Annotated in this window: 10 protein-coding genes; 3 read left to right on the top strand and 7 right to left on the bottom strand. The window is 57.4% G+C overall.

Annotated features, from left to right (window positions below; all coding sequences use genetic code 11):
- Positions 1-8 precede the first annotated feature (8 nt).
- The gene (locus IF205_RS00725; protein ID WP_259781370.1) at positions 9-500 is read right to left on the bottom strand and encodes a peroxiredoxin family protein; all 492 of its coding nucleotides are present in this window, start codon (positions 498-500) and stop codon (positions 9-11) included.
- Between the two features lie 170 nt (positions 501-670).
- Between IF205_RS00725 and IF205_RS00720 the strand changes: the two genes are divergently transcribed.
- The gene (locus tag IF205_RS00720; RefSeq protein ID WP_259781369.1) at positions 671-1,558 is read left to right on the top strand and encodes a DMT family transporter; all 888 of its coding nucleotides are present in this window, start codon (positions 671-673) and stop codon (positions 1,556-1,558) included.
- Here IF205_RS00720 and IF205_RS00715 read toward each other — a convergent pair whose 3' ends face one another.
- Entirely contained in the window at positions 1,559-3,421 is a 1,863-nt protein-coding gene (locus IF205_RS00715) for an adenylate/guanylate cyclase domain-containing protein (protein WP_259781368.1), read from the bottom strand. It lies immediately after the preceding gene.
- A gap of 128 nt (positions 3,422-3,549) precedes the next feature.
- Between IF205_RS00715 and IF205_RS00710 the strand changes: the two genes are divergently transcribed.
- The gene (locus tag IF205_RS00710; protein ID WP_259781367.1) at positions 3,550-4,290 is read left to right on the top strand and encodes a DUF1223 domain-containing protein; all 741 of its coding nucleotides are present in this window, start codon (positions 3,550-3,552) and stop codon (positions 4,288-4,290) included.
- A 12-nt stretch (positions 4,291-4,302) separates the two neighbouring features.
- Here the strand turns inward: IF205_RS00710 and IF205_RS00705 are convergent, their stop codons facing one another.
- Complete coding sequence (locus tag IF205_RS00705; protein ID WP_259781366.1) at positions 4,303-4,623, bottom strand: YbjQ family protein; 321 nt, start codon at positions 4,621-4,623, stop codon at positions 4,303-4,305.
- 48 nt (positions 4,624-4,671) lie between these two features.
- On the opposite strand from IF205_RS00705, the gene IF205_RS00700 reads away from it, so the two are divergent.
- Positions 4,672-5,991 carry an MFS transporter gene (locus tag IF205_RS00700; RefSeq protein ID WP_259781365.1) on the top strand — a complete coding sequence of 440 codons (1,320 nt, stop codon included), beginning with the start codon at positions 4,672-4,674 and terminating at the stop codon, positions 5,989-5,991.
- Between the two features lie 10 nt (positions 5,992-6,001).
- On the opposite strand, the gene IF205_RS00695 is transcribed toward IF205_RS00700, so the two are convergent.
- The 4 genes from IF205_RS00695 to IF205_RS00680 form a co-directional block, all read right to left on the bottom strand.
- Positions 6,002-6,475, bottom strand: coding sequence for a tellurite resistance TerB family protein (locus IF205_RS00695; RefSeq protein WP_259781364.1), 474 nt, complete (start codon positions 6,473-6,475; stop codon positions 6,002-6,004).
- Positions 6,476-6,490: 15 nt separating this feature from the next.
- On the bottom strand, positions 6,491-6,877 hold the full coding sequence (locus tag IF205_RS00690) for an Hsp15 family ribosome-associated heat shock protein (protein WP_259781363.1): 387 nt from the start codon (positions 6,875-6,877) through the stop codon (positions 6,491-6,493).
- Positions 6,874-9,414 carry a helicase-related protein gene (locus tag IF205_RS00685; protein WP_259781362.1) on the bottom strand — a complete coding sequence of 847 codons (2,541 nt, stop codon included), beginning with the start codon at positions 9,412-9,414 and terminating at the stop codon, positions 6,874-6,876. Before IF205_RS00685 ends, IF205_RS00690 begins: the two co-directional genes overlap by 4 nt.
- 160 nt (positions 9,415-9,574) lie before the next feature.
- Positions 9,575-12,352, bottom strand: a complete 2,778-nt coding sequence (locus IF205_RS00680) for a [protein-PII] uridylyltransferase (protein WP_259781361.1) — start codon at positions 12,350-12,352, stop codon at positions 9,575-9,577.
- Between the last annotated feature and the right edge of the window lie 14 nt (positions 12,353-12,366).

The following is a 12,366-nucleotide window of genomic DNA, read 5'->3' as shown; positions in this document are numbered from 1 at the left end:
CCGTTTCCTCAGATCAGAACCTGCAGTACGTCTTCCGACCGTGTGCAGGCATAGGCCATGCCCCGGTCGACATTGATCTTCCTGACAATGCCGTTGTCTGCAATCAGGAAAAAGCGCTGGCACCGTTGCCCCATACCCAGTTCCTGACCATCGAACAGCAGGCCAAGCTGACGGGTGAGGTCCGCATTTCCGTCTGATAGAAGCAGCACTTTTCCCTTGGCCTGGGTCTCCGCTTCCCAGCGTTGCATTACCCATGGGTCGTTGACGGCGATGCCGACAATCTGGTCCACCCCCTGCGTCTGGATATGGTCTGCATTGGCGACAAAGCTTGGCAGATGGCGACCATCGCAATTGGGTGTATAGGCCCCGGGGAAGCCCACCAGCAAAAGCTTTTTACCTGCTGTGAGGTCGTGCAGGAAATAGTCCTCTAGCCGTCCGTCTTCCAGTCGGCGCAGGCGGACGTTGGGCAGGCGTTCTCCAACAGTAATCTGGTTGGCCATTTGTAAAGGTGATCCTTGGTTGGTCTCGGGTTGCTTACACCGTTAAATAGGGCAGCTTCCTACCCATTAAAAGACAGAGATCGCGATTTCGCGGCAAAAGGCTTTTTCCCTCGTGACCGTTGCCGAGGAGGGCAATTGAGGATAGGTGAAGGAAAAAGGGGAGTTCCGCCATGCAACCTGTCCACCTTCTGGCTGTTATCGCGATCAATGCGCTGTTTGGCAGCGCCTATGCCTTGGGTAAGGTGGGGGTGGACCACTTTCCGCCCTATCTTTTTGTCGCATTGCGTGCCGGACTGGTCTCGCTGGCCCTGTTGCCCTTTTTACGCTTCCGGGCGGTGAGGAAACACCAATGGCCGTATCTGTTGCTGTTTTCCATGATGATGGGGGTTGCCGTTTTCGCGGCAATGTATCAGGCGTTAAGCCTTGCGGCGACTGTATCGCCGATCGTGATCGGAACACAGCTTAGCGTGCCTTTTGCGGTGTTACTGGGGTTTATCTTCCTGAAGGAACCGGTTCGGTTGACCGTTCTGGTCGCGATTGCCGTAGCATTTGGCGGTATCGTTGTTATCGCCTTTGACCCATCCCTGCTGAACTCGCTTGATGCGTTGTTCTGGTGTGCGATCATGGCACTGGCCTATGGCGCAAGTACGGTGCTCTCCAGGGGGTTGAAGGACCTGGATGCGCGGGTGATGAACGCCTGGATGGCGGTTCTTTCCGGACCGGTCATGCTGGCGCTGTCTCTAACCTTTGAAAGCGGGCAGATCAAGGCGTTGCGGACTGCCGAATGGCTGGATTGGGCAATGGTTGTTCATGCGGCAATTGGCGTCAGCGTGTTGGGGCATGTCAGCATGTTTGCCCTGCTCAAACGCTATCCGGTAGCCATGGTCATGCCCTTTTATGTCCTGACGCCGATATTCGGGGTTTTCTACAGCATCCTGCTTTTCAACGAAGGCATGACCCTGCAGACCGGCCTGGGGGCCCTGATGGTCCTGGGCGCGATCTACTATATCAACCGCCAGGGAAAGACAGTCCGCCGCCATAGGAAGCAACCTGTGTAGCTAGGTCCGCTCCTGTGGCGCGTTTGTGTAGATACGTACCGGCTTTTGCTTGCCGCGCAGGGTGACACTGCCGATCTCGGTGAGGTCGGGCATTTGGGCCAGGTCCTGTGTTGTCTCCGAGACAAGAAGCACGGTCCCATGGTCCTTGTTTAGCTGCTCCAGGCGGGAGGCCGTGTTCACGGCATCCCCGTGGACAGTATAATTCATGCGGCTGTCGGCCCCGACATTACCGGCGACAAGCGGGCCGGTGTTGACGCCTATCCGGCAGGCCAGCTTTTTCCCGCAGAATGTTTCCGTGCGAACGGCTTCCAGCATTTCCAATGCGGCGCGAATGGCGTTTTCGGCGTGTTTTTCGTCCGGCAGCGGCACATTGAATACCGCCAGGATGGCGTCGCCCTGGAACTGTGTGATAATGCCGTTATGCGCCTCGATGATGCTGACCATTTTCGTGAAATAGGCGTTGAGTATGTCGATGATCTCCACCGGTTGGGACATTTCCGATAATGCGGTGAAGTCCTTGATATCGCAGAAGAGAACTGTGGCTGTGGCTGATTGCGGGGCAAGACCTGCCGGACTGTTGAGCATCTGTTCGGCGACCCGTCGCGGGACCATCTTGCCGAAGAGATTCCGCATCCGCTCCTGTTCGCGCAGGCCATTCAGCATGGCGTTGAAGGCCTTGGCGGCAGCGCGCAGTTCCAGAATCCGGCTGGGGTTCACATGAGGTACATCGTTCAGATGACCGTCGCGGAGTTTCTGGGCGGCAGCCGCAAGCTGCATGATCGGGCGACCCACCCTCCTGCCGATGAAAAGGGCGCCCCCGACTGTGATGACAAGCACACCGAGGGATACTGCGAATGACCCAATCAGGCGGCGGATTTCACGGTTGGTACTTTGGTTGTTGAAATAAGCGCCGACAACGATGGGCCGGTCGGAATAGCCGTTGATAACCCGGTGAATGAAGACATATTCCTGCTCGTTCTGCGAATCCACGTCGACGATACTGACTTCATAGTTCTGATCGTTGACGAAGATGACATTTTCATCCTTCTGGTTCTTTGACTGGCGCAATTCCACCCGTTTGTCGTTTGGCCCCCGGGGTTTGCTCATCCCGTCCAGGGGTTGCCTGGTCTCAAACTTTGCCAGAATCGGGTCGCTATAGTCGGCAACACGGGGCAGGGGGATCGCTTGATCCCGTAACGCCGGGTCGGCGTGCATTTTCGGATGCGCCAGCACATATTCCGACCCATAGAGGATGAAGGGACTGGAATCGAATTCGAAATCCAGCGAGCCCAGAATTTCAGAAAGTTTTGAAACGGTCACGACCTGGATGATCATTGCACGCCTACCGTCCGGAAGTGTCAGAGGCGTCCGTAGATTGAGGACCGTTTCCTGCAGTTCCTCGATCCAAACCGGTTGGCTCCACGCAGCTTTTTGAGCGCTTTGAAACTGCACTTTCCATTCCCGGTCATACTCTTTTTCCGGTACGTTGCTCAAAACCAGATGAGGGAACTGTCGGGCGAAACGGCGTTGACGTTTGTCGTCGGTGACCAGGACGGTTCCCATGACCGCCGGGGTTGCAGCCATCGAGCCATCGAGGAAATCTTCAAGGGCGTTATAGTCATCAACCTGGATGCGGCCCGATTCGAAGGCTTGGCGCATCCATTCCCCTTGTGTTTGAACAAGGTTGAATTCGGCTTCGACTTCATCGCTGATGGTGTCGATGAAGTCTTTCGACATTTGCGCATACAGGCTGAAGGTGTTTCGCGTGGCGGTTACAAAACCAAGGGACAGGATAATGCCAATCCCGACCAGGGTCAGGCCGCCGAAGCCGAATAGCAGAAGTGTTCTGATTGAAATGCGCATGTTGGCCGCGTGTTTTGATCTTACATCGCTACCTTAGTCCCGGAGCCTCGCAATTCAATCTAAATCCATCACTTCAAGTTGATATCGCTTGATTGGTTCTGCAGTGCGAGACTTTCTATTGTCATGTCATGAAAAAGACGAACATCCTTTACGCCCTGATCTTTGCTGCTATGGCCGTCGCGAACTTTCCCGGCGGGGCATTGGCGGGGTCCGCCACACAATCAGCCGTGGTTGTTGAGTTGTTTACCAGTCAGGGTTGCAACAGTTGCCCGCCCGCCGATGCCTACCTACAGGAACTGGCACGGCGGGACGATATCGTCGCGTTGGAATTCCACGTTGATTACTGGGATTACATTGGTTGGGCTGATCCCTTTGCGAAGCCTGCCTTTACAAACCGTCAGCGTCGCTATGCGGCCAATCTGGAGCAGAGATATGTCTACACCCCGCAAATGGTGATTGATGGCTGGCGTCATGAAATCGGGTCCAAGCGCTCGGCGGTGGAAATGGCGATCAAGCTGGCGCGGCAGGACAAGCTTGATTTTACCCCGTCGGTAACACTGACCCATGGGGATAATGGTGTTGCGGTATCAATTGACGGGCCCGATGCGCCGCGTTCCTTTGATATCGTTCTGGTCAGCTTTGACAAAAAGCATGAAACCAAAGTGAAACGGGGGGAAAATGCGGGCCGCACGATGACCAACGCCCATGTGGTCCGGTCCCTGGATACGGTCGGCAGTTGGAAGGGCGGGGCCATGGACCTGGCGCTGTCAAATGAACAGGTGCCAGGGGATGGCGGCTGTGCGGTCCTGCTGCAGGAAAAAGGCGGCGGGCGAATTCTCGCCGCCGCCCTGATGTCCTTTTCAGGCTAGGACGGAACCGGATTATTCAACGGTGACGGCGGTGCCGCTGGCGACAACCATCAACATCGAGCTGTTCTGGCCGATGGCTTCATAGTCCAGGTCGCATCCGATTACCGCGTTGGCGCCGGCCTGTTCCGCACGGGCGACCATGTCTTCGATCGCGGTTTCCTTGCCTTCGCTCAGGACCTTTTCGTATGAGCCGGAGCGCCCGCCGACAAGGTCGCGGATGCCTGCGAAGAAGTCGCGGAAGACATTCGCGCCGAAGATGGTTTCGCCACTGACAATACCATGATAGGCGACAATGCGTTTTCCTTCGATGGAATCGGTGGTGGAGACGATCATGTTGAGCCTTCCTCTTTATCAAAATTTTCAATAGGCTGCGCCTGGGTAATGACAACGATATCAGACAGGGGCAGTCACGCAATGGCCTATGAAAAGCGCGGAACCATTTCCTGGTGCCTCTATGATCTGGCGAATTCCGCGTTTCCCACCGTCATCACAACCTTTGTCTTTGCCACCTATTTTACCACGGCTGTTGCAGAAAACCCGGTCAGCGGTCAGGCGATCTGGGGCAATGCCATGGCGACTGCGGCGATCCTGATTGCGGTTCTGGCCCCGGTCTGTGGTGCAATCGCGGATTTCAGCGGTGGCCGCAAGGCGTGGCTGGCGGTCTTTTCGGTTCTTTGCATGGTGGCGACCGCATCGCTGTGGTTCGTGACCCCGGATGAGAGCGCCATTCCAATCGCTGTGGCGGGGATAATCGTGGCGACGATCGGCTTTGAACTGGGGATGGTGTTTTACAATGCCATGCTGCCCGATGTGGCAAGCCCGGACTATTACGGGCGCATCTCCGGATGGGGCTGGGGGCTTGGTTATCTGGGGGGGCTTTGTGCGCTGGTCATTGCCTTGTTCGGTTTCGTGCAGACCGACACACCCCTGTTCGGCATTACCAAGGAAGGGGCGGCTCATGTCCGCGCGACCACCATTCTGGTCGCCCTGTGGTTTGCTGTTTTCTGCCTGCCAACCTTTCTGTTTGTCAGGGAAAAGCCGCGTGCCACACAGCCAATGGGTATTGCTGTGAAGTCGGGCGTCAGAAGCCTGTTTTCCACCTTCCGCCACTATCGCACCTATCGCACGGCGTTTTTGTTCCTTTTGGCGCGCATGATCTATACCGACGGGCTGAATACGCTTTTTGCCTTTGGCGGAATTTTTGCGGCGGGCGCCTTCGGGATGAAGCTGTCGGAGGTGATCATGTTCGGTATCGCCCTGAATGTAACTGCCGGACTGGGCGCGGCGCTTTTCGCCTTTCTGGACGACAAATGGGGGGGCAAGACGGTTCTGGTGATTTCCCTGGTGGCGTTGATCCTGCTCGGCACAATCGCCTTCACGACCGAAAGCAAAACGGTCTTCTGGACCGTTGGCATCATTGTGGGAACATTCATTGGCCCGTCCCAGGCCGCGAGCCGGTCCCTGATGGCGCGTCTGACGCCGGAGGCCTTGCGTTCGGAGTTCTTTGGGCTTTACGCCCTGTCGGGCAAGGCGACGGCGTTTCTGGGGCCATTGGTCCTGGCCTGGGTGACAAGCGTTTTCGATAGCCAGCGCCTCGGCATGGTGACCATCCTGGTCTTTCTGGCGCTGGGATTGGGTTTGCTGATTCCGCTTCGGACCGGTGAGGCAGGCACCGGCCCGAAGGGATTGGAAACCGATTGACGGGCGTCTGTTACGCGCCCGCGGGGGCCTGACGGTTCAAAACGGATTTGCGAACGTCACCGCTTTCCTGGTCCTTGATGCCCAGCAACCCGGAAACACGGCGCAGCAGGTTTGCTTCATAGGGGTGCAGTTCCCCGTCCGCATAGACCACTTCCCATAGCATCTCGACGATCTTCAATCGTTCGTCATGGTCGAATTTCGGCGCAAATTTGTTGACGAAGCTGTGGATGTCCACAGCGTTTTCCTGCCGTATGACTGCCTCGTCCAACAATTTATGTGCGGTCTCGCAGTCAATGCTGAAATGGCTTTTGCAGGCGGCAACGATTGTTGCACGTTCATCGTCATCCAGCTCGCCATCCAGCAGGGCCGCTTCCACCATCAAGGCGGCGGCGGCGATATACAATTCGTCGAGAGAATGCTGTTTTGCCCCGGAATCGGATTCACCATATCCGATGAAGAGGAATTTTCGAATTTTGGACCACATCTGCCTTCTTACTCCTTAGAAAACGCTTTTTAGCCGATCCGTTTCACGGCGTTCTTTTTTCGTGGGGCGACCAGCTCCCTTTTCACGCAAGGCCGCTTCGGGTGTTTCGTTTTTTGGTTTGGGTTGAGGGGGATCCAGGTCCTCATACAACTGCTGTGCCTCCGGCGCCGGACCACGACGGTCCGCCAGGGCGACGATTTCGATGACACGGATATGAGGGCCTTGGGGAAAGGTCAGGATATCCCCGACCTTGACGGTTGTGCCGGGTTTGCGGGCGGGTTGTCTGTTGATGCGCATATGGCCGCCGGAAACCATCGTCGCAGCGAGCGTGCGCGTCTTGAAGAAACGTGCGTACCACAGCCATTTGTCGACACGCAGTTTTTCCTGCGTTTCATTACTCATTGTTTGTCCAGCAACCCTTTTAATGCTGCAAACGGCGAGTCTGATTCTGACATAGATTTCGATTTTCTACTATGTCGTTTTATCTTTCCTTTCGCGCCGTGGTTATCTTTTGTCTGAAATGTGACATTTTTGCGTCGCTTGCGTCCCTTGACATGCAGCGACCATTCGCCAGTCTCTTTGTCGCGTTTTCCACCCATGCCACGCAACAGATTCCGGACGTCGGTTTCCGTGCAGCCGGTGATCTGCATCATTTCGGGCGGGATGGTAAAAGGCGAGGTCTTTGCCAGTTTCCGCAACATCGCAGAGAAACGCTCAACCCTGTCCTGACGCAGGGCAACCGGGCCGATCAGACCATATCCCAGATGGGCCCAGGCGTCGGTCGTTGCCATATCGCCGGGCAGGGAGAAACGCTGTTTTGCCGGGATCGCGGGAAGCTCAACATCGTGGAAGGCAGCCCAAAGAATTGCCCGCAGCCGGATCGCGGCGGGTTTCAAAAGGCGCTCCAGATAAATCCAGTCCCGGCCCATCCTGAGGCCCATCTTGGCAAAAAGGATGCGATCTTCTTCGGTCAGGCTGCCGGTCTGTTCCCGCGCCTGATCTGCCCGGCAACTGCCCAGCCCCTCACGAAGCTGGAACAGCAATCCCCTGGCGGGTGGCGACATCTTGTCCGTCTTTGGCGCGATCAGGATGCGCAGCCTGTCCGCCAGATAGGCCTGCAGCCATTTTTCCAGGCGGGTGACGATGCGGGCCTGCAGGCCGCCGTCGGCAATATCATTGGGGGTGAGTTCCACGGAGGGTTCCAGCAGGTTACGACCTTTCCGCAGCCGTGCGATCTCAATTTCACCCCAGCTTATGATGCCTTGGGCGGTGAGATGAATGTCCTTGTCCTCGGCTTTTTCCAGCCTTGCAACACGGTCGGCCATTTCCTGGGCGAAGGCCGGGGCGGCTGCGGTGTGCAGGGCCTTGGCCTCGCGGGCGTCGCGGGCGCGGTCCGGCTGAAAACGGAAACCGGTGATGCGGCCGACGATATGGCCTTCGACCAGAACCTGATTGTCCTTGCCTATGGCGGTAAACAAGGCAGGCGTATCCTTGCCTTTTCGGTTGAGCGCTGTCGCGCGTTTGTCGACGAAGCGCTGCATCAACCGGTCGTGCAGCGCATCCGATATCATGTCCTCAATGGCGCGGGTGCGTTCCTGCCAGTGAACCGCGTCGCGCAGCCAGTTCTGCCGGTTCGCCACATAGGCCCAGGTCCGGATATAGGCCAGCCGCTGGGTCAGCATGTCGATATCGCCTTCTGTCTTGTCGAGGCGATTGATGCGCCCGGCGAGGAAGTCGTCGGGTATGCGTCCATGGTCGCAAAGCTGTATGAAGAGATCGCCGACCAGTTCCGCGTGATGATCCGGGGTGACCTTGCGAAAGTCGGGGACCTGGCACAGGTCCCACAGCATCTGCATGCGCCGAGTGCCATCGGCACGCTGCATGACCTCTTCATTGCGCATGAGGGACAGCAGCGTCAGATGGTCTTCCGCATCACGGGTGCGCACCAGTTCGCGGCGGCTGGAGCCATGTTGCAGGCTTCGGATCAAAAGCTTGGGCGAGCGGAAGTCCAGCCTGCGGTTACGCCACTGGATTTGCGTGATCTTCTGAAACTCATGGTTCTCGACAGCTTCGACCAGGTCTTCGTCGAAATCATGCAGATTGTTGGTAACCCCGAAACTACCGTCGTTCATATGACGCCCGGCGCGTCCGCCGATCTGCCCGACCTCGGCGGCGCTCAACGGGCGCATGGCATGGCCGTCATATTTCCGGGTGGCGGCAAAGGCCACATGGTCCACGTCCATGTTCAGACCCATGCCGATGGCGTCCGTCGCGACCAGATAATCAACCTCGCCCGCCTGATACATGTCCACCTGCGCATTGCGCGTGCGCGGGCTCAAGGCACCAAGCACGACGGCGGTGCCGCCGCGATGCTGGCGAATGGTCTCCGCCAGGGCATAGACGTCATTGACGGAAAAGGCGACGACCGCACAGCGGCGCGGCAGGCGGGTCAGTTTTTTGGAGCCGACGTAAGAAAGGGTGGAAAAGCGCGGGCGGCTTTCGATCTCTGCGTCCGGCACCAGCAGTTTGATCAGGTCTGCGATGGTATCTGCACCCAGGAACATTGTTTCTTCCAAACCGCGGGCATGGAGCAGGCGGTCGGTGAAGATATGGCCACGGTCGCGGTCCGCGCAAAGCTGGATTTCGTCGACGGCCAGGAATTCGACCATCTTGTCCAGTGGCATGGATTCCACCGTGCAGACATACCAGCGCGGATTGGCCGGGATGATCTTTTCTTCGCCTGTGATAAGTGCGACGGAGGAAACACCCTTCAGCCTGCATATCCGGTCATAGTTTTCACGCGCCAGCAGGCGCAACGGGAAACCGATCATGCCGGAGGTATGGCCCAGCATCCGCTCGATGGCGAGATGGGTCTTGCCGGTATTCGTGGGGCCCAGGACCGCGCGAATCCGACCGCGTTGGGTGTTGATGACGCTCATTACAATACCAAAGTGGCGTCCGCGAGATTGTATCGCAAGTCGTTACTATCGTTTGCTGACGTCTTAACCTGTTTCACGCAGCGGGCCAATGCATAATTGGAGGCAGGCTGAAAATTGCAGATGACCGGGCTGTGGCGACAGAAATAGGGGGCGTTTGAGTTTATTCGGCTGCCCGCCTGTCTGCCTTGCCGGTTCTGTTGCTGGTTGCATTCTGCTTCAGCGCATCCAGCATCATGGTCCTGATCTGCTTCAACTTGTTCTCATGGTCGATTTTCAGGCCGAATACATCTTTCACATAGAAGACGTCGACCACCTGTTCGCCGAAAGTGGAAATCTTGGCCTTGCCGATCTGCAACCCGAGACGGGTCAATGTGCTGGTAAGCTGGAACAGCAGGCCGGGGCGGTCGCGACCGTTGACCTCGATGACCGTATGTGTGTTGGAGGCCTTGTTGTCGATCAGCACACGCGGCGCGACGGTGAAAACATCCGTACGGCTTTTCAAGCCTGTACGCGCACGCTTTTCCAACTCCTGAAGCGGGCGCATTTCGCCAGAGAGAACCTTGCGGATGGTTTCTTCCAGGGGGCTGGCGCGGCCGGTGTGTTTGAAGGCTGCCCCATGTGAATCCTGGATCAGGAAGGTATCCAGCGCCATGCCGTCGCTAAAGGTGTGGATTTTTGCCTCGACAATCGACGCGCCGCAGACGGCGACTGCACCCGACAGGCGTGAGAACAGGCCCGGATGGTCGGGGGCGTAGATGGTCAGTTCCGTGACGGCCTTTTCCCGGTCCACCAGAACGTCCAGGGTCAGGTCTTCACCGTGAGACTGTGCCACGCGGATCAGCTCCGCCTGACGCACAAGGCTGTCCAGGTCGTAGGACAGGAAATAGGATGTGCCGCCGCGGCTGAGATGGGCGTCGACGTCATTCTGGGGCCATTGGGAAAGGCGTTCCCGCAATTGGTCCCGCAACGCGTCGGCCCGCATATCCCGGCCTTCCTCCAGCATGCCGCCGGACATGAGGTCTTCCGCCCGGTAATAGAGTTCCCGCAGCAGGGTGGCCTTCCAGTTGTTCCAGACCTTCGGCCCCACGGCGCGGATATCCACAACCGTCAGACATAACAGCAGGCGCAGGCGCTCCGGCGATTGAACCAGACCGACAAAATCCTGGATCGTCTTCGGGTCCCCCAGATCCCGTTTGAAGGCCGTCTCCGACATGGCCAGGTGATGCAGCACCAGCCAGGCCACGGTTTCGCTCTGTTCATCGGTGAGGCCCAGGCGCGGGCAAATCTTGCGGGCGAGGTCCGCACCCAGCACGGAATGGTCGCCGCCGCGTCCCTTGGCGATATCATGCAGCAGGACGGCGACATAAAGGACCTCGCGGCTGAGAACCTTGTCGATGATCTGGCTGGCAACAGGATGGTCGCTGGCCAGTCTGCCATTTTCGATCCTGTTCAAAATGCCGATGGCCCGGATCGTATGCTCATCGGTGGTATAGACATGGTACATGTCATACTGCATCTGCGCGACGACACGTCCAAAGTCTGGCATGAAGCGGCCAAACAAACCGCATTCGTTCATATGGCGCAGGGTGACTTCCGGGTCTTCCTTCGCGGTCAGGATGTCGAGGAAGACAGCGTTTGCCTCCGGGCTTTTCTGGATTTTCTTATTCAGATAGCGGAGCTTGCGGGTGATGGCCTGAAGTGCATCGGGATGAATATCCACATTTTGACGCTGCGAGGCGCGGAAGATGCGCAGCATATCAACCGGTTTCTTCTCGAAACGCCTTGCATCGTCCACCGTCAGGCGGCCGCTTTCGACCGGAAAGCCTTCGATATCGCGCCGGAACACCCGTTTGGGCAGATCGAGCAGGCGGCGGCGCTTTGAATTGGCCTCGAAGGCGGCACAGAAAATCCGGGTCAGGTTGCCGACATCCTTGGCGATCAGGAAATAGTGCTTCATGAAGCGCTCGACGCCGGTAGCACCCGCATGGTCCGTATAACCCATCAGGCGCGCCAGTTCCGGCTGTACGTCAAAGGTCAGGCGGTCTTCCGGGCGACCGGTCAGATAATGCAGGTGACAGCGCAGTGTCCAAAGGAACTGCTGTGTCTTGGTAAAGCCTTCGACTTCCGACTGGGTCAGTTTGCCCTTGTCCGGCAATTCGGAGATATCGGTGACCTGGAACAGGAATTTGGTGATCCAATACAGCGTGTGGAGGTCGCGAAGACCGCCTTTGCCGTCCTTGATGTTGGGTTCCAGCACATAACGGCTGTCCCCCATCTTGTTGTGCCGTTCGTCGCGTTCGTGAAGTTTCGCTTCCAGAAAGTCGTTTTCCCGGCCTTCCATCACCTGTTTGCGGAATTGCTTTTGCAGCTCTGTAAACAGAGCCTTCTCTCCCCAGATGAACCGGGCTTCAAGAATGGAGGTGCAGATGGTCCAATCGCTTTTTGCCTGACGGATACATTCGTCGAGTGAGCGGGTGGACTGGCCGACTTTCAGGCCCAGATCCCACAGCAGATAAAGGATATCCTCGACGATCTGTTCCACCCGCGGCGAAAGCTTGTAGGCATGCAGGAACAGGAGATCGACGTCGGATTGCGGCGCCAGTTCGCCACGGCCATAGCCGCCAACCGCGATGATGCAGAGTTTTTCCGCCTTGGTCGGGTTGGCGGAAGGATACAGATGCCGGGCGGCCATGTGATACATGGCGCGGATAAGCTGGTCGATAACATAGGCGTTGCCGAGGACTGCCAGCGCGCCGTCCTGGTCTTTCATGAAACGCCGCTTTACCTCGGCATAGCCGTCATTCAGGGCCTGTTTATAAAGCGACAGCCATTCCGCGCGCCGTTTCTGGGTGGAAAGGTCCTTATCCAGAACGGCTTCCAGTGCTTCCTGCAGGGCCTGACGGTTGATAATCTTGCGGCGGTTCTTGAGGTTTTTCATGAAAAAGCCTGAGA

This window comes from Aestuariispira ectoiniformans (assembly GCF_025136295.1).
In the GTDB taxonomy this organism is placed as follows: domain Bacteria; phylum Pseudomonadota; class Alphaproteobacteria; order UBA8366; family Aestuariispiraceae; genus Aestuariispira_A; species Aestuariispira_A ectoiniformans.
Note: the sequence above shows the minus strand (reverse complement) of the source record. Positions and strands in the feature narration are given on the sequence as shown.

Excerpts from the sequence above, each read along its gene's own strand:
- IF205_RS00710 (WP_259781367.1), top strand. The coding sequence starts at position 3,550 with ATGAAAAAGACGAACATCCTTTACGCCCTGATCTTTGCTGCTATGGCC.
- IF205_RS00680 (WP_259781361.1), bottom strand. The coding sequence starts at position 12,352 with ATGAAAAACCTCAAGAACCGCCGCAAGATTATCAACCGTCAGGCCCTG.
- IF205_RS00695 (WP_259781364.1), bottom strand. The coding sequence starts at position 6,475 with ATGTGGTCCAAAATTCGAAAATTCCTCTTCATCGGATATGGTGAATCC.
- IF205_RS00720 (WP_259781369.1), top strand. The coding sequence starts at position 671 with ATGCAACCTGTCCACCTTCTGGCTGTTATCGCGATCAATGCGCTGTTT.
- IF205_RS00725 (WP_259781370.1), bottom strand. The coding sequence starts at position 500 with ATGGCCAACCAGATTACTGTTGGAGAACGCCTGCCCAACGTCCGCCTG.
- IF205_RS00690 (WP_259781363.1), bottom strand. The coding sequence starts at position 6,877 with ATGAGTAATGAAACGCAGGAAAAACTGCGTGTCGACAAATGGCTGTGG.
- IF205_RS00705 (WP_259781366.1), bottom strand. The coding sequence starts at position 4,623 with ATGATCGTCTCCACCACCGATTCCATCGAAGGAAAACGCATTGTCGCC.
- IF205_RS00685 (WP_259781362.1), bottom strand. The coding sequence starts at position 9,414 with ATGAGCGTCATCAACACCCAACGCGGTCGGATTCGCGCGGTCCTGGGC.
- IF205_RS00715 (WP_259781368.1), bottom strand. The coding sequence starts at position 3,421 with ATGCGCATTTCAATCAGAACACTTCTGCTATTCGGCTTCGGCGGCCTG.
- IF205_RS00700 (WP_259781365.1), top strand. The coding sequence starts at position 4,672 with ATGACAACGATATCAGACAGGGGCAGTCACGCAATGGCCTATGAAAAG.